This window comes from Streptomyces sp. NPDC085944 (assembly GCF_040686295.1).
In the GTDB taxonomy this organism is placed as follows: domain Bacteria; phylum Actinomycetota; class Actinomycetes; order Streptomycetales; family Streptomycetaceae; genus Streptomyces; species Streptomyces salinarius.
The window spans coordinates 512,020-531,717 of sequence record NZ_JBFBJX010000002.1 but is presented as its reverse complement, the minus strand read 5'-3'; the positions used below and the strand labels follow the sequence as shown (position 1 = coordinate 531,717).

The 19,698-nt window shown below is 73.3% G+C and carries 16 protein-coding genes; 10 read left to right on the top strand and 6 right to left on the bottom strand.

The window, feature by feature from the left end; all coding sequences use genetic code 11:
- Positions 1-2 precede the first annotated feature (2 nt).
- Together AB0P07_RS06215 and AB0P07_RS06210 are read right to left on the bottom strand one after the other, a co-directional pair.
- Positions 3-476 (bottom strand): ATP-binding protein, encoded by a 474-nt coding sequence (locus AB0P07_RS06215; protein WP_365545805.1) that lies wholly within the window; start codon positions 474-476, stop codon positions 3-5.
- A gap of 43 nt (positions 477-519) precedes the next feature.
- On the bottom strand, positions 520-885 hold the full coding sequence (locus AB0P07_RS06210) for a PRC-barrel domain-containing protein (protein ID WP_365545802.1): 366 nt from the start codon (positions 883-885) through the stop codon (positions 520-522).
- 403 nt (positions 886-1,288) lie between these two features.
- Between AB0P07_RS06210 and AB0P07_RS06205 the strand changes: the two genes are divergently transcribed.
- The 10 genes from AB0P07_RS06205 to AB0P07_RS06160 all read left to right on the top strand — a co-directional run bounded on the left by AB0P07_RS06205 (position 1,289) and on the right by AB0P07_RS06160 (position 16,954).
- Positions 1,289-5,284, top strand: a complete 3,996-nt coding sequence (locus AB0P07_RS06205) for a HAMP domain-containing protein (RefSeq protein ID WP_365545799.1) — start codon at positions 1,289-1,291, stop codon at positions 5,282-5,284.
- Entirely contained in the window at positions 5,281-7,737 is a 2,457-nt protein-coding gene (locus tag AB0P07_RS06200) for a SpoIIE family protein phosphatase (protein ID WP_365545796.1), read from the top strand. Before AB0P07_RS06205 ends, AB0P07_RS06200 begins: the two co-directional genes overlap by 4 nt.
- A 118-nt stretch (positions 7,738-7,855) precedes the next feature.
- Positions 7,856-8,248, top strand: a complete 393-nt coding sequence (locus tag AB0P07_RS06195; RefSeq protein WP_125634194.1) for an STAS domain-containing protein — start codon at positions 7,856-7,858, stop codon at positions 8,246-8,248.
- A 155-nt stretch (positions 8,249-8,403) separates the two neighbouring features.
- A complete protein-coding gene (locus AB0P07_RS06190) occupies positions 8,404-9,303 on the top strand; it encodes an STAS domain-containing protein (RefSeq protein WP_365545792.1) in 900 nt (299 codons plus the stop codon).
- Entirely contained in the window at positions 9,300-9,731 is a 432-nt protein-coding gene (locus tag AB0P07_RS06185; protein WP_365545790.1) for an STAS domain-containing protein, read from the top strand. The genes AB0P07_RS06190 and AB0P07_RS06185 overlap by 4 nt, the downstream gene beginning before the upstream one ends.
- Positions 9,731-10,171, top strand: coding sequence for an anti-sigma regulatory factor (locus tag AB0P07_RS06180; protein WP_365545787.1), 441 nt, complete (start codon positions 9,731-9,733; stop codon positions 10,169-10,171). The genes AB0P07_RS06185 and AB0P07_RS06180 overlap by 1 nt, the downstream gene beginning before the upstream one ends.
- On the top strand, positions 10,171-11,235 hold the full coding sequence (locus AB0P07_RS06175) for an ATP-binding SpoIIE family protein phosphatase (protein WP_365545785.1): 1,065 nt from the start codon (positions 10,171-10,173) through the stop codon (positions 11,233-11,235). Before AB0P07_RS06180 ends, AB0P07_RS06175 begins: the two co-directional genes overlap by 1 nt.
- The gene (locus AB0P07_RS06170) at positions 11,232-12,965 is read left to right on the top strand and encodes a SpoIIE family protein phosphatase (RefSeq protein WP_365545782.1); all 1,734 of its coding nucleotides are present in this window, start codon (positions 11,232-11,234) and stop codon (positions 12,963-12,965) included. Before AB0P07_RS06175 ends, AB0P07_RS06170 begins: the two co-directional genes overlap by 4 nt.
- Before the next feature lie 236 nt (positions 12,966-13,201).
- The gene (locus AB0P07_RS06165; RefSeq protein ID WP_365545779.1) at positions 13,202-14,578 is read left to right on the top strand and encodes an NAD(P)/FAD-dependent oxidoreductase; all 1,377 of its coding nucleotides are present in this window, start codon (positions 13,202-13,204) and stop codon (positions 14,576-14,578) included.
- Between the two features lie 129 nt (positions 14,579-14,707).
- Positions 14,708-16,954: an FUSC family protein gene (locus AB0P07_RS06160; RefSeq protein ID WP_365545776.1), complete on the top strand. Its 2,247-nt coding sequence runs from the start codon at positions 14,708-14,710 to the stop codon at positions 16,952-16,954.
- 23 nt (positions 16,955-16,977) lie between these two features.
- On the opposite strand, the gene AB0P07_RS06155 is transcribed toward AB0P07_RS06160, so the two are convergent.
- From AB0P07_RS06155 to AB0P07_RS06140, 4 genes are all read right to left on the bottom strand, one after another.
- Complete coding sequence (locus AB0P07_RS06155; protein ID WP_365545774.1) at positions 16,978-17,412, bottom strand: hypothetical protein; 435 nt, start codon at positions 17,410-17,412, stop codon at positions 16,978-16,980.
- 28 nt (positions 17,413-17,440) lie between these two features.
- Entirely contained in the window at positions 17,441-18,274 is an 834-nt protein-coding gene (locus AB0P07_RS06150; RefSeq protein ID WP_365545771.1) for a DUF1206 domain-containing protein, read from the bottom strand.
- Positions 18,275-18,461: 187 nt separating this feature from the next.
- Complete coding sequence (locus tag AB0P07_RS06145) at positions 18,462-18,707, bottom strand: DUF5133 domain-containing protein (RefSeq protein ID WP_365545768.1); 246 nt, start codon at positions 18,705-18,707, stop codon at positions 18,462-18,464.
- Positions 18,708-18,762: 55 nt separating this feature from the next.
- Positions 18,763-19,629: a SigB/SigF/SigG family RNA polymerase sigma factor gene (locus AB0P07_RS06140; RefSeq protein WP_365545765.1), complete on the bottom strand. Its 867-nt coding sequence runs from the start codon at positions 19,627-19,629 to the stop codon at positions 18,763-18,765.
- Positions 19,630-19,698: the final 69 nt, after the last annotated feature.

Here is a 19,698-nt window from a genome sequence, read left to right as displayed (position 1 = left end):
CGTCACGGGGTGTCCACGGCGCGCAGAGGCACCAGCGCGCTGATCGTCTTGCCGCCCCCCGGGCGCGGTTCGACGGCGACGTCCCGGGCGAGGCGGGCGACGATCGGCCAGCCGTATCCGCCGCCGGGGTGGGCGGTGGGGAACGCGTACCCGTATTCGGGCACCACCGTGTTGTTGTCGTGGACGGCGATCCACAGCCCCTCCTCGGTGGGCCGGACCTCGAAGCCGGCCAGTCCGTCGCCGTGCCGTACGGCGTTGGTGACCAGTTCCGACACCACGAGCAGCAGGTCGACGACGTCCTCCTCGCGCACCTCGCGGCCCGGGCCGCCCCACCGCGTCCGCGCCACCGACTCCGCGTACGCCCGTGCGGCCGCCGCGCCGGCCCCGGCGCCCGGCGCCGGTACGCCGGCGGGCGCGACGTCGGGTGGTGCCGTGACGGCCGTGACGGGCGTGGTGATCCGGTCGCTCGGTCGCATGTCAGTGGATTCCCCGGTTTCCGCGTGCTGTCGTTCGGTCCGGTCAGGTCGCGGGGCGCTCCCGCGACGGCAGCCGGTGGTAGTAGTCGCCGACGGACGCCAGGTAGTCGCGGTCCATCGTCTCGCTGTCGGTCCGGAACCGGGGCGCGGCCTTGACCTGGGCCCTGGTGCAGTTCAGCGTGACCGTACGGGCCTCGGCGTCGATGCCGCGGACCAGTCCGACCGGCACGAGGACGCTGCGGCCGAACACCCAGACGCCGGTGTCGACGACGAGGTGGCGCATGCCGAAGTGCTCGGCCTGCCGGTCGACGTGCCCGATGGTCCCGTCGTCGGCGACGACGGTGCAGCCCGTCAGGTCCGCTCCGGCCTCCAGGCCGCTGTCCGCCGCGTACGACCAGATGTTCTCCATCGGCACGCTGTCCTTCCCTCCCGTGTCGGTGACGACCTCGGGGCCGGGCGGACGCAACGGGCCGGACCGGCTCCACAGCAGCGGATACCCGGCCGGGGCCGCCGCATTCGGGCCCGGTGGGCCGTGCGGTGGCACTTTCCGCGAGCCGTACGGCGGCGGGCCCCGGCCGGTCGCGCCGGGCGCCGCCCGCTCGGCGTGACCCGTCCGGGGGTTCGCCTTCGGCCGGGTGACACATCGCTTTGTCCGCGCCCGGGACCTGGGTTAGCCTCTGACGTATTTTTCTGCCGGGGGAAGCCGTGAACTGCGCAGACGCGGGCACGGAAGCCGGAACGCGCCCGCGCGGTCCGGAGGGGGTGGTGAGTCCTCGCCGCGAGGACTCCCGGGGAGCGGAACGAGGGTACGCATGACCAGCGACAGCACCGGATCCGTCGACGCGGTACCGGGCGATCAGGAGTTGCGCCGTCTCCTGGCGGGCCTGACGTCCGTGCGGGACGGCGACTTCGGCACCCGTCTGCCGGACGACGCGGACGGGCTGATGGGCGACATCGCCAAGGTCTTCAACGGCATGGTGGACCAGTTGTCGGTGTTCACCTCGGAGGTCACGCGGGTCTCCCGCGAGGTCGGCACCGACGGACGGCTCGGCGGCCAGGCGCGGGTGCCGGGCGTCTCGGGCACCTGGGCCGACCTGACGGACTCGGTCAACGCCATGGCGGGCAACCTCACCACCCAGGTCCGTGACATCGCCCAGGTGGCCACGGCGGTCGCCCGGGGAGACCTCTCGCAGAAGATCGACGTGGACGCCCGCGGCGAGATCCTGGAACTCAAGAACACCATCAACACCATGGTCGACCAGCTCTCCGCCTTCGCCGACGAGGTCACCCGCGTCGCCCGCGAGGTGGGCACCGACGGACGGCTCGGCGGCCAGGCCGACGTCCAGGGCGTCAAGGGCACCTGGCGCGACCTCACCGACTCGGTGAACTTCATGGCGGGCAACCTCACCAACCAGGTCCGCAACGTCGCCCAGGTGGCCACCGCCGTGGCCAAGGGCGACCTCTCGCAGAAGATCACCGTGGACGCCCGCGGCGAGATCCTGGAACTCAAGAACACCATCAACACCATGGTCGACCAGCTCTCCGCCTTCGCCGACGAGGTCACCCGGGTGGCCCGCGAGGTCGGTACGGCCGGCAACCTGGGCGGGCAGGCCCGGGTGCGCGGGGTGTCGGGCACCTGGAAGGACCTCACCGACAACGTCAACGTGATGGCGTCGAATCTGACCGGCCAGGTCCGCTCCATCGCCCAGGTGGCCACCGCGGTGGTCCGGGGCGACCTGTCGCAGCGGATCACCGTGGACGCCGAGGGCGAGGTCGCGGCGCTGGCCGACGTGATCAACACGATGGTGGACACGCTCTCCGCGTTCGCCGACGAGGTCACCCGCGTCGCCCGCGAGGTCGGCACCGACGGACGGCTCGGCGGCCAGGCACACGTGCCGAACGTCGCCGGGACCTGGAAGGACCTCACCGACAACGTCAACTCGATGGCCAACAACCTCACCAACCAGGTGCGCAACATCGCGCTGGTGACGACCGCGGTGGCCCGGGGCGACCTGTCGAAGAAGATCGACGTGGACGCGCGCGGCGAGATCCTCGAACTCAAGACGACGATCAACACGATGGTCGACCAGCTCTCCGCCTTCGCCGACGAGGTCACCCGCGTGGCCCGCGAGGTCGGCACCGAGGGCCGGCTCGGCGGCCAGGCCGAGGTGGAGGGCGTCTCCGGCACCTGGAAGCGGCTCACGGAGAACGTCAACGAGCTGGCCGGCAACCTCACCCGCCAGGTCCGCGCGATCGCCGAGGTCACGTCCGCCGTCGCGGAGGGCGACCTGACCCGCTCGGTCAACGTGGAGGCGTCCGGCGAGGTCGCCGAGCTGGGGGACAACATCAACGCCATGGTGGAGTCCCTGCGCGAGACCACCCGGGCCAATCAGGAGCAGGACTGGCTCAAGACCAACCTCGCCCGCATCTCCGGCCTGATGCAGGGCCACCGGGACCTGCCCGTCGTCGCCGAGCTGATCATGGACGAGCTGGTACCGCTGGTGTCGGCCCAGTACGGCGCCTTCTACCTGGCCGAGGACGGCGACGACGGTCCCGAACTGCGGCTCGTCGGCTCCTACGGCTACCCGCAGGACACGGCCAGACCCACCCGTATCGCCTTCGGCCGCACCCTGGTCGGCCAGGCCGCGCGCAGTCGGCGCACCATCGTGGTGGACGAACTGCCGCCGGACTATCTGACCATTTCCTCGGGGCTCGGCGAGGTGGTGCCGGCCGCGCTGGTGCTGCTGCCCATCGTGGTCGAGGGTCAGGTCCTCGGGGTCATCGAGCTGGCCTCGGTCACCCCGTTCAGCCAGATCAACCGGGACTTCCTGGACATGCTGATGGAGACCGTCGGCGTGAACGTCAACACGATCGTGGCCAACGCCCGTACCGACGAACTCCTCGCCGAGTCGCAGCGGCTGACCGCCGAGCTCCAGGCCCGTTCCGCGGAGCTGCAGACCCAGCAGGAGGAGCTGCAGCACTCCAACGCCGAGCTGGAGGACAAGGCGTCCCTGCTCGCGGCGCAGAACCGGGACATCGAGGCGAAGAACCTGCAGATCGAGCAGGCCCGCCAGGAGCTGGAGGCACGCGCCCAGCAGCTGTCACTGGCCTCGAAGTACAAGTCGGAGTTCCTGGCCAACATGAGCCACGAGCTGCGCACGCCGCTCAACAGCCTGCTCATCCTGGCCCAGCTGCTCGCCCAGAACCCCTCGCGCAACCTCACCCCGAAGCAGGTCGAGTACGCGGGCATCATCCACTCGGCGGGCTCGGACCTGCTGCAGCTGATCAACGACATCCTGGACCTGTCCAAGGTCGAGGCGGGGAAGATGGACGTCTCCCCCGAGCGCGTGGCGCTGGGCCGGCTCATCGAGTACGTCGAGGCCACCTTCCGGCCCATGACCGGCCAGAAGGGCCTGGAGTTCACGGTCACGACCGCCCCCGGGGCCCCGGCGGACCTGCTGACGGACGACTCCCGGCTGCGTCAGGTGCTGCGCAACCTGCTGTCCAACGCGGTGAAGTTCACCGAGCGGGGCGGCGTGGAGCTGTCCGTCGAGCCGGCTCCGGACGACGAGGTGCCCACCGGGGTGGTCCGGGGCGGGTCCGTGGTGGCCTTCCGGGTGAAGGACACGGGCATCGGCATTCCCGAGCAGAACCTGGAGTCGATCTTCGGCGCCTTCCAGCAGGCGGACGGCACGACGAGCCGCAAGTACGGCGGCACCGGGCTCGGCCTGTCCATCACACGGGAGATCGCCCAACTGCTGGGCGGCGCCGTCACGGTGGACAGCACGCCCGACCGGGGCAGCACCTTCACGCTGTACCTGCCCGTGGCCCGGCCGGACTTCGAGGACCTGCTGGCGCGCGGCCCCGGGCATCTCCCGGCCGACGCGTCGGCCGACGTCCTGGACAGTCCGGTGCCGGCGGCCGAGCTGACCGGCGGCCACCGGCAGCGGCCGCGGCGCCTGCTCGTCGTGGAGGAGCGTCCGCGCGGGCTGCTCACCCTCGTCGCGGAGAGCGTGGTCGCCGATCTGACGCACGGGCGCGACGACGCGGGCGACCGGCCCCCGCTCGACGTGATCACGGCCGTGGGGGCCGAGGAGGCCGCCGGCACGCTGGCGGCCGAGCCGTGCCACTGCGTCGTACTGGAGCTGGGGATGCCGGACGGCGAGGCGTCCCGCTTCCTGGAGGCGCTGCGGGGCGACTCGGCGCTGGCGAGCGTGCCGGTGCTCGTGCACAGCGGGCACCGCGCGGACGCCGCCGTGGAGGAGGACCTGCGCTCGGGCTCGGCCGGCCGGACGCTGGAGTTCCTGGCCGGCCTCGACGAACTGCGCGAGCGCATCGCCCTGCACCTGGCCGCCGAGGAGCCCGGGGACGTGCTGACGCTGGTCCGGCCGGAGGAACCGCCACGCCCGGCCCCACGGGCCGGTGAGGATCCGCCCGCGGGGCGCACCGTCCTCGTCGTCGACGACGACGCGCGCAACCTCTTCGCGCTCAGCGGGATCCTGGAGCTGCACGGGTTCCGGGTCCTGCACGCGGAGAACGGCCGCCGGGGCATCGAGACGCTCGTGGACCACCCGGACGTGGCGCTGGTCCTGATGGACGTGATGATGCCGGAGATGGACGGGTACACGGCGACGGCCGAGATCCGCCGGATGCCGCGGTACGCGGAGCTGCCGATCATCGCGGTCACGGCGAAGGCGATGCCCGGCGACCGGGAGAAGAGCCTCGCCTCGGGCGCCAGCGACTACGTCACCAAGCCCGTCGACACCCAGGACCTCATCGCCTGCGTCCGACGGTGGCTGCCGGCATGAGCGGGTCCGAGCAATGCGGCGATCCCGGCGGTGCCGTCCGGCGAGACGCGTCCGGCCCGGTCGGCATGACACCGCTGTCCCCCGTGGGCCGGCTGGCGGCCACGGTCGACCGGCTCAGCCGCGAGGTGCGGGCCGCGCAGGCCGAGGCCGAGGGCCGGGCGCTGGTCGAGCTGGCCAAGGGCATCCTGGTCGCGCGGCTCGGCTGCGGCCCGGCCGAGGCCGCCCGGCAGCTCGCGGAGCTGGCCGAGCAGTCCCGGGCGACGCCGCTGGAGTTCGCGGTCGACGTCATCAACCAGGCCGCCCGCGACCGCATGTCGGAGGTGACGGCGGCGTTCCTCGCGGCCACCGCCGCCGTGCGGGCCACGCCCCCCGAAGACGGCGCGGAGGGTGTGCGGGGGGCGGACGCCGGGGAGGCGGCGGCCGGGTCGGCCGCCGTACGCCTGCGGGCCGCCGAGAGCGGCGCGCTGGCCGCGGACGACACCCAGGCCGTCGCCGACGCGCTGCTGGGGCAGGCGCTGCGCCCGCTCGGCGCGGTCGCGGTGGCCATCTGGGCCGCCGGACACGACGGGTCGCTCACCCTGGTGGGCAGCGCGGGGTTCCCGCCGGCCGAGGCGGCCCGCTGGCGCTATGTGCCGCCGGACGTGGCGACGGTGGCCCGGTGCGGTCTGACCGAGCGTTCGGGGCAGTGGTTCGCCTCCCTCGCGCAGACGGGGCTGCCGAGTGTGGGCCGGCACCAGTACCCGGACGGCGGCAGGGTCGCCGTGCCCGCCGGCACCGGGGGGCGCATCCACGGCGTGCTGGAGATCGCGTGGCCGGCACCGCTGGACCCGCAGCCGCCCCAGGTCGTCCGTCAGGTGGAGGCCCTGGCCGAGCTGTGCGCGCACACGCTGGAGTCGTACACGCCGCCGCGCGATCCCGGGCAGGGCCCTCGGGTGGTCCCGGACGCGGTGGAGCTGATGGACCTGGCCGACGGGCTGCACGACCCCGCCCTGGTCCTGGTGCCGCATCTGGACGCGGCGGGGCACCTGGCGGACTTCCGCATCCAGCACGTGAACAACCGCTTCATGGACCCGGCCGGGCGGCCCCGTGCCGTCGTGGGCGGCGCGCTGCTCCTCGAGGCGTACCCGATGGCCGCCGGGGACAGCGAGCTGTTCCAGAACGTCGAGCGGGTCTACGCCACGGGCGAGCCGTTCCGGGCCCGGCACATGAACCTGACCGCCCTGGTGGACCAGGTGCCGCTGTCGGCGGTGGCGGACATCAGCGTCAGCCGGCACGGCAACGCGGTGCTGCTCATCTGGCGCATCGAGGACGAGACGGCCCGGCTGGCCAGCCTCCTCCAGCACGCCCAGCGACTCGGTCGCATCGGCGGCTTCGAGGAGAACCTCCTCACCGGCGAGATCACCTGGAACGGTCAGCTCTTCGACCTGTACGGGCGCCCGCACACCAGCACGCCGGTGCCGCTGGAGGAGCTGGCCGCCCACGCCCACCCGGACGACGCCGTCGCCATCGGGCGGTTCCTGCGCACGCTGCTGCACCGCCGGCGGCCGGCGTCGGCGGCGTTCCGGCTGCGGCGGCCCGACGGGGTGACCCGGCACGTGCGGGTGGTGGCCGAGCCGGTCCTGGACACCGACGACCGGCTGCTCCTGGTCCGGGGCGCCTGTCAGGACATCTCGGCCCAGCACTGGACGGAGGTGGCGCTCGCTGCGACGCGCGACCAGCTGGCCCAGACCGAGCAGCAGGCCGTCGAGCGCGCCCGGCTGACCCTGCAGCTGCAGCACGCCATCATGCCGCCCGCCCAGACGCCCTTGCGGGTGCCGGACCTCCAGGTGGCCGTCCGGTACCGGCCGGCGGAGACGGAGCAGCTGGTGGGCGGTGACTGGTACGACGCGGTGATGCTGCCGAGCGGTCGGGTGCTGCTGTGCGTGGGGGACGTCGCCGGGCACGGGATAGAGGCGGCGACCAGCATGGTGGTGCTGCGCAACGCGCTGCGCGGTCTCGCGGTGACCGGGGCCGGCCCGGGGCAGCTGCTGTCCTGGCTCAACATCGTGGCGCACCATCTGACGGGCGGGGTCACCGCCACGGCGGTGTGCGGCCTGTACGACCCGGCCCGGCGTACGCTGCGCTGGGCCAGGGCGGGGCATCTGCCGCCGGTGCTCGTGCGGGGCCCGGGGGCCGCGCCGCTGCCGCTGGTCAGGGGCATGCTGCTGGGGGCGGTGGCGGAGGCGGCGTACGAGGAGGCCGAGGCGGAGCTGGCCGCCGGGGACACCCTGCTGATGTACACCGACGGTCTGATCGAACGCCGCGACCGCCCGGTGGAGGAGGCGCTGACCCAGCTGCTGAGCACGGTGCGTCCGACGCCCAACACCCTGGACCAGCACCTGGACCGGCTGCTCACCCACAGCAGGTCGGACACCGACGACGACACGTGTCTGGTGGGCATCCGGGTCGGATGACGACGCCCGCACCAGCAGGGCCCCGGTCGGCAGGTGTGGGGTCGCGATTCGGGGGTAACCGCCCGGCGCGGTGGGCCACCCGACGGTCCGCCGCGCCGCCGCTTTGTTGGAGGTACACGTGCCCATAGCCCAGAACCCGCTGTCCGTCGAGGTGACCCTGCCGCGGGAGGACGTCGCGCTGCTCAAGGTGGAGGGCTACCTGGACGTCGACACCGCGACCGAGTTCCAGCACCATCTGGCCAACCAGCTCCACCACGGCCGACGGCACTTCCTGCTGGACCTGTCGGAGGTGCCGTTCATGGACTCGTCCGGCATGAACATCATCCTGCGCGTCTACCAGGAGGCCCGGGACCTGCCGGGCAGCGTGCACATCATCTCGCCGGCCCCGGCGGTGCTGCGTGTCCTGGATCTGACGGGGGTGAGCATCACGGTGCCGGTCTCCGGGAGCGTCGAGGAGGCACTCTCCCGCGTCGACGCGCACCCGGAGGGTCCGCGGGTGCCGGACGCCTGACCCTCTCCCGCCCCGCGTCTCGTCCTGACCGGTCGTGCGGAAGCGGGTGCCGTGCCAGGTCGGCGGGTGGATACAGTTGTCGCCCGGCAGAGTCACGTCGCCGGCACGTCGCCCGTGGGGTGAGGTGCGGCGCAACCGGATGAGGAGTGGGACAAGTGCCGGAGCAGGCGGAGGGAACGGCGGCAGTGCCGACGCGCGAGATCAGGGACTTTCTGCGGCGACGTCGTGAGCAGATCGCCCAGCGTTGGGCGGACGAGCCCGTGTTCCGGACCGTGTTCACCGTCTCGCGCGACGAGGCGGTCGAGGCGGGCAAGGCCGTCGTGGACGCGCTGGCGCAGGTCGCGGACGCGGCGCGGGTGGAGGACCCGGACGCCGCCGGATTCACCACGGTCCGCGAGCAGTTGGCGCGGATGGGCGCGGCCCGCTCGCGCGCCGGGCTGAGCACCGCACAGGTGTCGAGCGAGCTGGCCGCGCTGCGTGCCCCCGTGGAGAACCTGCTCGTGGCCGACCTGCCGGAGGATGCCTCGGCCGAGCACGTCCGGGCCTGTGTCACCACGCTGAGCGTGCTGATGGGGACCCTTCGGGTCGTGGTCATGCAGACGGCGCTCAGCGAGGGACAGGCGCTCATCGACCGCCAGCGGCTCCAGCTGCTCGAGGTGGCCACGCCGGTCATCAAGCTGTGGGACGGCATCGTGGCCGTGCCGCTGATCGGCACGCTGGACAGCGCGCGCAGCCAGGTGGTGATGGAGACCCTGCTGGAGTCCGTCGTCGAGCAGCAGGCGCGCTACGCGATCCTGGACATCACCGGCGTTCCGACCGTCGACTCGCTGGTGGCCCAGCACCTGATGAAGACGGTCGCGGCGGCCCGGCTCATGGGCGCCGAGTGCATCGTCTCGGGTATCCGGCCCGCGATCGCCCAGACCATGGTCCATCTGGGTCTGGACCTGGGCACGGTGGTCACCCGCGCGAGCCTCGCCGACGCGCTGGGGTACGTGCTGCACCAGCTCGGCGTCGGCATCGTGACGCCCGGCACGAACGGTGCGGTCGTACGGTGAGCCAGGAGTTCTACGGGGCCCAGGGGGCTCCGGTGACGGGGCATGTCCCGGTGCTCCGGCTCGGCGAGGTGCTTCTGGTCACACTGCAGGGGGATCTGCACGACAGCACGGCGCAGCAGCTCCAGGAGGACCTCGCCGAGACCATCGTGCGCAGCGGTGCCACCGGTGTGGTCATCGACGTCTCCGGCGTGGAGATCGTCGACTCCTTCCTCGCCCGGATCCTGGCCGAGATCGCTGGGCAGACCGGTCTGCTGGCCGCGCGGACGGTGCTGGTCGGCATGCGGCCGGCGGTCGCCATCACGCTGGTGGAGCTCGGACTGACGCTGCCGGGTGTGCACACCGCGCTCAGCACCGAGGTGGCCATGGAGCTCCTCAGGCAGCAGGCCCCGTCGTCCCGCTTCGGCGGACTGCGCCAGGAGAGTCAGTGATGCACACTGCCGCGGGCTCCCAGGCCCGCCTGCCGATCCGCTCGGACATGGATCTGGTGTGGGTACGACAGCATGTGCGGCAGGCCGCCGCCCAGCTCGGCTTCGGTCTGGTCGACCAGACCAAGCTGGTCACCGCGGCCAGCGAGCTGGCCCGCAACACGCTCGTGTACGGCGGTGGCGGCACCATGGAGACGGAGCCGCTGGTCGAGGGCACCACGCACGGGCTGCGGCTGACCTTCAGCGACGAGGGGCCGGGCATTGCGGACCTGGAGCAGGCGCTCAGCGACGGTTTCACCTCCGGCGACGGTCTCGGCATGGGGCTGGGCGGCGCGCGGCGCCTGGTGCACGAGTTCGGGATCGAGAGCGCCCCGGGCGCCGGAACGACCGTACGGGTGACGTCCTGGGTGGGCCGGCCGCCGCGCCCGCGTGAGGAGTCCTGATGCCGCGCGTGTGGGACGTCCCGGTGCACGACTCGACCCGGGTGCGGGACGCCAGGGTGGCCGCCGAGCACGCGGCGGCCCTGGCCGGTCTCGACGAGCAGCGGACCTCGACGGCGGCGCTGGTGGCGACCGAGCTGGCCACCAACCTGCTCAAGCACGCCGGGGGCGGCCAGGTACTGATCGACGTGGTCGCACCGCCCGTCCTCGCGGCCGGCCGGGAGGCGACGCCGCGCGTGCAGATCGCCGCGGTCGACCACGGTCCCGGGATCGCCGACGTGTCCGCCGCGCTGCGCGACGGTTTCACCACCACGGGCTCCCTCGGTGCGGGGCTCGGCACCTGTGCGCGCCTGGCCGACGACTTCGACCTGCACAGCATCCCCGGCCGGGGCACGGTGGTCGTCGCCCGGGTGGGCGCCGTACCCGAGGTCCGCGCCGCCGATCCGGGGTCGGCGGGCCGGCTGCGGGCGGGCGCGGTGAACGTGCCGTTCGGCGGCGCCGAGTACTCGGGCGACGCCTGGGCCTGGGTCCGGGACGGAGACCTCGTCACGCTGATGCTGGCCGACGGTCTCGGCCACGGCCCGGAGGCGGCGCATGCCTCGGCGGCCGCCGTGGAGACGCTGCGCACCTCACCCCATCTGCGGCCGGCCGAGGCGGTGCGGCGGTTCGACCGGGCGTTGTCCGGCACCCGCGGCGCGGCCGTCGCGGTGGCCCAGGTCGACGCGCGGGCCGGGGTGCTCCGCTTCGCCGGTGTGGGCAACATCGGGGCACGGCTGTGCGAGGGCGGCACCTGGCGGCATCTGGTGTCGCGCCCCGGCATCGTCGGCACCCACCGGCCCACCACGCTGCGCGAGGAGGAGACGGTCTGGGCGGACGACCGGGTCCTGGTGCTGCACAGCGACGGTCTGCCGAGCCGGTGGTCGCCGACGTCCGACACGTGCCGCACCGCGGCCGACCCGGCGGTGACCGCCGCCGTGACGATCCGTGATGCCAGCAGCCCGGCCCGGCCCGTGCGGGACGACACCGCCGTCGCCGTGCTGGCCCCGACCCCGCCGGATGGCCCATGACCCGAACCTGGCAGATCAGCGACGTCACCGAGGCGGCCCGGGCGCGCATCGCCACCGCGCGGCTGGCGGCGGCCTACGGTGTGCCGCCGGTGGAGCGCGCGCGGCTGACGGCCTCGCTCGGTGCCCAGCTGCGGTCGTGCCTGACCAAGGGCGGCACCTGGCGGCTCACCCTGGAGACGGGCACCGCGTCCCGCGCCGCCGCGGGGCCCGGCGAGGAGGTGCTGCACGCCGTGGTGACACCGTCGCCCGAGGCCGACGCGGCCGGGCAGCCGCCGTGGCGGGTCACGGTGCCGTGCCCCGAGGCGACGGCGGACGTCGGCGTCGGTGCCGTCGCGGACGACCCGGCGGAGCTGGCTCAGGCGCTGCTGGGTGCCGACGAGGACACGACACTGGTCCTGGAGAGGCTGACCGAGCAGGAGGGCCTGGTCGACTTCCACCGGGAGGAGCTCCAGCAGACCAACCAGGGCGTGGTGGCGCTGCACGCCGAACTGGACGCGGCCGGCCGGGCCCAGCGCGAGGCGTTCGCGGCCGAACGCAAGGCGCGCACGGAGGCGGAGCACGCCCGGCGCAGGCTGACCTTCCTGGCGGACGCGAGCGCGGTGCTGACGGCGTCGCTGGACCACCACGAGATCGTGCGCCGGCTGCCGGAGCTGCTGGTGCCGGAGTACGCGGCGAGTGTGGACGTCTGGCTGTTCGACCAGGACGGCGACCGGCCGGGCCCCGCCCACGCGGCCGCCGCGGTGGTCGCCGCGCGCACCGGACGGCCGCAGTACGCCGCCGCGCACCCCGGCGGCCTGCCCGGCGTGGACGACCAGCCGCCCTCCGTGCTGGCCCCGGACCGGCCGCTGCTGTGCATCCCGCTGCCGACCCGGCAGGCGCCCCTGGGGGTGGTGACCCTGTCCCCGCCCGAGGAGCGCTGGGACCCGGACGACGCCGTGATGCTGGTCGAGCTGACCCGGCGGGCCAGCATCGCGATCGACCACGCCCAGCGCTACCAGCACAACCGCGACATCGCCGAGACGCTGCAGCGGGCCCTGCTGACCGAGTTGCCGGCCCCGCCCGGGCTCACGCTGGCCGCGCGCTATCTGCCGGCCACCCACGGGCTGAACATCGGCGGCGACTGGTACGACGCGTTCCGTCAACCGGACGGCGGTGTCATCGCCGTGGTCGGTGACGTCACCGGGCACGGGCTGCGCGCTGCCGTGATGATGAGTCAGCTGCGCACCGCCCTGCGCGCGTACGCGGTCGACGGCGGCAGCCCCGGGCAGTTGCTGACCCGGCTGCACACCTTCCTGCACCATCTGCAGCCCGACCTGTTCGCCACCGCCGTCATCGCGCGCTTCCACCCCGACGACCCGACCATGACGTGGGCGGCGGCCGGTCACCCGCCGCCGGTGCTGCGCACCCCGGACGGACGGGTCCAAACCCTGGACGCCAAGCCCGGCGCGATGCTCGGCATCCCGCTGCGGCAGGAGATCGCGGACCACACGGTGCCCATGGCACCCGGGTCGACCCTCGCGCTGTACACGGACGGTCTGGTGGAGCGTCGCGCCCGGGGCATAGACCCGGGCATCGCGCGGCTGGCGGACGCGCTCGGCTCGTTCGGCCCGGCCGAACTGGACGCGGACCTGGAGGGTTCGGCGGACGGCATCCTGCGTCCGATGCTGAGCGACTCCGAACGCGACGACGACGTGTGTCTGCTGCTGTGTCACCTGAGCGGTACGGACTGAGCCACGAGACAGCGCGATCCGCAGGATCCACGGGAGAAGGCCCACGCGGTTCACCCCCGCCCGGTGCGCCGCGGGCCCGGGCGGGGCATGGTGGTGATCAGGAACCGTCGCCTGCCTGCCGCGCCCGGCTGGCCGAGCCGGTGTGGGCGCGGTGGGATGGGCGAGGTGCGAAGCGGCGATCCTCGGGCAGGCGAATGGCGTTCGCGGCGGACCGCCGCCCTGAGCCGCAGAAAGGGATGAACACCGTGACACGACCCAGGATCCTGGTGGTCGGCGCAGGTTTCGCCGGCGTGGAGTGCGTCCGTCGTCTGGAACGCAGGCTCTCGCCGAACGAGGCCGAGATCACTTTGGTGACCCCGTTCTCCTACCAGCTCTATCTGCCGCTGCTGCCGCACGTCGCCGCCGGGGTGCTCACCCCCCAGTCGATCGCGCTCTCCCTGCGCCGCAGCAGCAGGTACCGGACCCGCATCATCCCGGGCGGTGCCATCGGGGTGGACCTCAAGGCGAAGGTCTGCGTGGTGCGCACCATCACCGACCGGATCGTCAACGAGCCCTACGACTACATCGTGCTGGCGCCCGGCAGCATCACCCGCACCTTCGACATCCCGGGGCTCACCGACCACGCGTTCGGCATGAAGACGCTGGCGGAGGCCGCGTACATCCGCGACCACGTCATCTCGCAGCTGGACCTCGCCGACGCGAGCCAGGACCCCGTGGAGCGTGCCTCCCGACTGCAGTTCGTGGTGGTGGGCGGCGGCTACGCGGGCACCGAGACGGCAGCCTGCCTGCAGCGGCTGACGCACGCGGCGGTCAAGCGCTACACGCGGCTGGACCCGGCCCTGATCAAGTGGCATCTGATCGACATCGCGCCGAAGCTGATGCCGGAGCTGGGCGAGCAGCTCGGCCGGGACGCGCAGCAGATCCTGACGCGGCGCGGCATCGAGATCTCCCTGGGCGTCTCCATCGCCAAGGCCGGCGAGGAGGAGGTCACGTTCACGGACGGCCGGGTGGTGCCCACCCGCACGCTGATCTGGACCGCGGGCGTGGTGGCGAGCCCGCTGATCGCCACGCTCGGCGCGGAGACGGTCAAGGGGCGGCTCGCGGTCACCGCGGAGATGTGCCTGCCGAACCACGACGGGGTGTTCGCGCTGGGCGACTCGGCGGCCGTGCCCGACCTCGCCAAGGGGCAGGAGGGTGCCGTCTGCCCGCCCACCGCCCAGCACGCGATGCGGCAGGGCCGGCACGTCGCCGAGAACCTCATCGCCACCCTGCGCAACCAGCCGATGCGGCCGTACGTGCACAAGGACCTCGGGCTCGTCGTGGACCTCGGCGGCGCCGACGCGGTCTCCAAGCCGCTGGGCGTCGAGCTCAAGGGCCTGCCCGCGCAGGCGGTGGCCCGGGGCTACCACTGGTCGGCGCTGCGCACGGGCGTGGCCAAGGCGCGGGTGGCGGCCAACTGGGCGCTCAACGCGGTCGCGGGGGACGATTTCGTCCGCACCGGCTTCCAGGCCCGCAAGCCGGCGAAGCTGAAGGACTTCGAGTACACGGACGCCTATCTGACGCCGGACCAGGTGCGGGAGCAGGTGGAGAGGGCGGACCGGTCCGAGTTGTGATCCCGCCCCCGCGGCCCGCGCCGGACCGGGGCATGACATGCTGAGAAGTGGATCTCGGCGTGAACCGGCCGGGACGTGGCTGGAACCGGCTGTGAGGGCCGGCTGTGAATCGGGAGAGTGTACGGCGGCGTGAAGGCAGCGGGACGCTCGGGTCGGACACGGCTGCGGGACCGCGTCGCCGCGTCCGACCCGGGGCTGTTGCGGCTGACGGCGGGCTTGCGGACGGTCGGCGCCATCGCGTTGACGCTGGGCGTGCTCGCCGCGTTCGGCGTGGACGTCAAGCACCTGGTGGCGGGCGCCATGACCGCGATGGTCGCGACCTTCGCCATCCGGGAGAAGGAGCCGGGCCCGCAGGCCGTCACACTGGCGCTGGGTCTGCCGGTCACCCTGGCCTCGGTCTCGCTGAGCACACTCCTGTCCTCGCGGGTCGTCGTCGGCGACGCCTTCTTCGTCGTCCTGATCTTCTGCGCGGTCTTCGTCCGCCGGTTCGGCGACCGGGGCACGGCGCTCGGGCTGATCGGTTTCCAGGTCTACTTCGTGTCGCTGTTCGTCGGCGCGAAGGTCTCGGGGCTGCCGGGGCTGTGGGCCGCCGTCGCCGTGGCATTCGCGTCCAGCGCGGTGGTGCGCTTCGCGGTGGTCCCGGCGACGCCCGCGCGCATCCTGCGCCTGCTGCGGCAGGCCTTCCGGGCCCGGCTGGCCCAGCTGATCGCCACGCAGATCGAGTTGCTGGACGCCGGTCCCGACGCCATCGACAAGACGCTGGAGCGTCTGCGCGAGGGCACCGCGCGCCTGCACGAGACGGCCCTGCTGATCCAGTCCCGGCTGGAGGAGGGCACGCCCGACGCGTCCACGGCGCGCCTGGTGCAGCGGCGCATCGCGGACGCCGAGATCGCCGCCGAGCGCCTCGGCCTGCTGCTGCTGACTGCGCGCAGCGCCGAGCGGGCGGACACCCTGACCCTGCATCTGCCGGGCGCGCCCGCTCCCGCGGTGGGCCATTCGCCGGCGCCGGGCGAGGCCACGCAGACCCTGCGCCGCGATCTCACGGCGCTGCGCACCCTGGTGCTGCGCCCGCCGGCGGAGGCGCGCGGCACCGCGCTGTCCCATCTGCGCAACCGGCTGCTCGGCTACCGCGACGAGGAGAACCTGCCCGAGGCGACCGCCGCCGTCCAGGACGTCTTCCGCGGCATCGGTGAGACGGCGCGGGCGGTCATGGGTCTGAGGATCGCGCTGGACGGGCCGCAGGACGAGTCCGACGACTCACCGGCCACGGCCCGTTCCCGGGAGGAGCTGGACGCCGAGGACGCGGCCATCGACGCCGGTGAGGAGGCGGCGCCCGAGGAGGAGCAGACCGGGCTGCGGCGGCCCACCACGCGGGCCGCGGTGCAGGTGGCCGTGGGGTCCTCGCTGGCCATCGCCGGCGGGGAGCTCCTGTCCACGCAGCGCTGGTACTGGGCGGTGCTCACCTGCTGGATCGTCTTCATCAACACCGCCTCCACCGGTGAGATCCTCGTCAAGGGCTACCGGCGCCTGCTGGGCACCGTGCTGGGCGTGGTGGCGGGCATCGTGCTGGCCGGCCTGGTCGGCAACCACACCTGGACCGCGTTCGGGCTCGTGCTGGTGCTGATCTTCGCGATGTTCTACACCGCGCCGCTGTCCTACACGCTGATGTCGTTCTTCGTCACCGCGATGCTCGGACTGCTGTACACGCTGCTGCACACCTACAGCATGTCGGTGCTGCTGCTGCGGGTGGAGGAGACGGCGCTGGGCGCGGCCTGCGGGATCGTGGCGGCGGCACTGGTGCTGCCGATCCGCACCGACCGGCGTACGAACGAACTGCTCGGCACGGTGCTGCAGCGGCTCACCGACGTGACGGAGGGCGCCGTCGACCAGCTCAGCGGCGGTCCCGCGGCCGACCTGCTGGACACGGCGCGGGAGCTGGACCAGGCGCTCGGCGATCTGCGCGCCGCCACCCAGCCGCTGACCCATCCGATCACACCGCTGCGGGCCCGGCGCGACACGGCCCAGTACGTGGTGGCGCTGCTGGAGACCTGCGCCTATCACGCGCGCTCGCTCGCGGCGACCGCCGAGCTGCTGCCCACCCATCCCTCGATCGCGGCCGACCCGCGGCTGCGCGGCGCGGTGCGGCGCACGGTGCGCAACATCGAGGCGATCGCCGCCCACGTCGCCGACGACGACGCGGAGACGGAGGTGGAGACCGGGCCGAGCATCGCCTCGCTGCTGGAGCCGGACGCCGCCGGGGTGCCGCGGTACGGCCGCATCACGGGCCGGGTGCTGCGGCATCTGGAGCGGCTGGACGAGGCGGTGGTCGGCCTCGCCCGGCCGCTGGGTGTTCCCGTCAGGACGCCGCAGCGCTGACGGTCCCACCGGGGTGGTGAGGGTCAGAAGTCGCTGGGCAGACCGCTGGCCTCGGCGATGCCGCGCAGTTCCTCGTTCTGCTGGTGGCGTTCCCTCAGGTAGTCGGCGATCTCGCCGAGGCGCTCGGGGTCGGAGGCGGTGGCCGCGTCGGTGACGACCCGGACGGGGCCGGTCTCGTCGGTGTCGATCTCGACGACCTCGTTGTCGAGACGTCCGGTGACGGCGGTGGCGATGACGAGTGCGGCCTCGTCCCTGATCTCCTGGGGCAGCGCCTCGGCGTTGTCCCCGTCCAGGGAGAAGTCGATGGTCGGCATCTGCTGCTCGTCGATCGCCCGGAGGACCGGTTCCACCACGCTGAGCAGCAGCTGGTATTCGTCGTTCGGCATGCGAACGCGCAGGAGGTCGAGGTAGACGTCCACGGGACGTCCGTCCGGCGGAGGAATCTCGTGTTCGTTCATTCGCCCCGTGTTCCCCGTGCCGGACCGCTCAGACCCTCCGCCAGCGGGCGAGCGTGAAGGAGAACACGCCGAACAGCACCAGGCCCGCGGCGACGCCGACCAGCAGCCAGGGGCCGAGGGGCGTGTCGGCGAAGGACCGGAGGGTGTCGTCCATGCCCTTGGCCCGGTCGGGTTCGTACTCGACGGCGGCCCGTAGGGCGAAGGCACCCGCCCCGGCGAAGACCAGACCGCGGGCCGCCCCGCCGGCGACACCGGTGACGTCGACCAGCCGCCGGACCCGGGGGCTCAGCCCGCCGAGCTTCATCTTCTTGTGGAAGGTGCGGCGGGCCGCCTGTACGCCGATCACCACTCCGGCGACGACGATCGCGGCTCCGGCGGCGCCCACGAGCCAACGGCCCGCGGGCATCTCCATCGCCCTGGCCGTGACGTCCCGGGACTGACGGTCACTGGAGCCGCCGCCTCCGGCGCCGGCCGCGAAGGCCAGTACGGAGTAGGCGACGAACGCGTAGAACACACAGCGGGCGGCGGCCGGCAGACGCTTCTTGGCCGTGTGACCGTCCTTGCCCGTGACGCCGAAGAGGGCCTCGGACAGCCTCCACAGGGCCATGCCGACGAGCCCGGCGCCCAGCGCCCACAGCAGTACGGCGCCGAGCGGCTTGTCCGACAGCTCGGCCAGGGCACCGCTCCGGTCGGCCTGCCGGCTCCCGCTGCCGAAGGCGATCTGGAGGGCCAGGACACCGACGAGGAGGTAGATGACGCCACGGGCCGTGAGTCCGGCCCGGGCGGCCCCCTCCGCCGCCGATCCGTTCGCGGCCCGCCGGGCCTTCGCATGGCCGGTACCTGCAAGGACACGTGCGTTCATGTGGATCCCCTCCCCGATTCCGGATGCCCCGGTGTGGTCCGCGCACACTCGGTGCGGTGGTGGTCCGCGCACACTCGGTGCGGTGGTCGACGCCGCGGTTGCCCGTCCCCTTCCTCGGGCGGGGACGGGCAACCGCGGCGTCGTGCCCCTGCGGTTGCCGGTCCGTCCCCCCGGCGTCCGCCTTTCGTCAGTTGGCCGCGCCCGCGTGCGCGCCGCCGGGCGCGGGCGTCGGCTCCAGCGCGTCCGCCAGCTGGCGCCGGGCCGCCTCCAGGGCCCGCCGCACGTCACGGGTGCCGGTCGACACGCACAGCGTGTAGGCCAGGTCCCGGGTCCGCGGGCCCGGTTCGCCCCCCGCACCGGCGGGCTCGTCCACCGCGGCGGCCTCGTACTCCGCCAGGAGCCTGCGCAGTACCTCGGGGTGTGGCATCAGCATCCGTCTCGTCCCTCCCTGGTCTGCTGTCCGCACGGCGCGCCCTCCGTCCGCCGCATCAGGTCCGCACCGCGTGGCCGGGGCGCGCGGTACGCTGCCCCATCGCCTCGTCGCGCACACGTGCGCAGCTGCGGCTGATGAGCCGCGAGACGTGCATCTGCGAGATCCCCAGGCAGTCGGCGATCCGGCTCTGCGTCATGTCCTCGAAGAAGCGCATGTAGAGAATGGCGCGCTCGCGCTCGGGCAGCCGGCGCAGGCCCTCCTTGGCGGACTCGCGGTCGATCACCGTGTCGTACGAGGTGTCGGCGGCGCCGAGGGTGTCGGCGAGGCTGTAGCCGTCGTCGCCGGCCGACAGCTCGGCGTCCAGCGAGAGGGTGCTGAAGCTCTCCAGCGCCTCCATCCCGGCGCCGACCTCCTCCTCGGTCAGCCCGGTGTGGGCGGCGAGGGCGGTCACCGAGGGCTCGGGGCTGCCCGGGCTCTGGGCGAGTTCCCGGCGGGCGACGCGCACCTTGTTGCGCAGTTCCTGGACCCGGCGGGGCACCCTCAGGGCCCACATCCGGTCGCGGAAGTGGCGCTTGACCTCGCCGGTGATGGTGGGCACGGCGTAGCTCTCGAAGGCTCCCCGCTCCGGGTCGAAGCGGTCGATGGCCTTGACCAGGCCGAGTGCCGCCACCTGACGGAGGTCTTCGAGGGACTCGCCCCGGTCCCGGAACCGACCGGCGATCCGGTGGGCCATGGGCAGCCAGGCCGTGACCAGTTCGTCGCGGACGGCGTCGCGTTCGGGCCCGTTGGGCAGTGCGGCCAGCCGACCGAAGAGTGCCATGGTGTCGGGAGCGTCGTCGTGCCGACGGCGGGCCTGCGTGGCGGAGGGGTCGGCGGACTCGGGGGTGGTACCGGGACGGATGGTGGGCGTTTCTATGAGCATGCGGATCCGCTCCTGAACGGTGGTCTCAGGGGACTTTCCGCGGGAACGGCGCTGTCCGGGTCGCCCCGG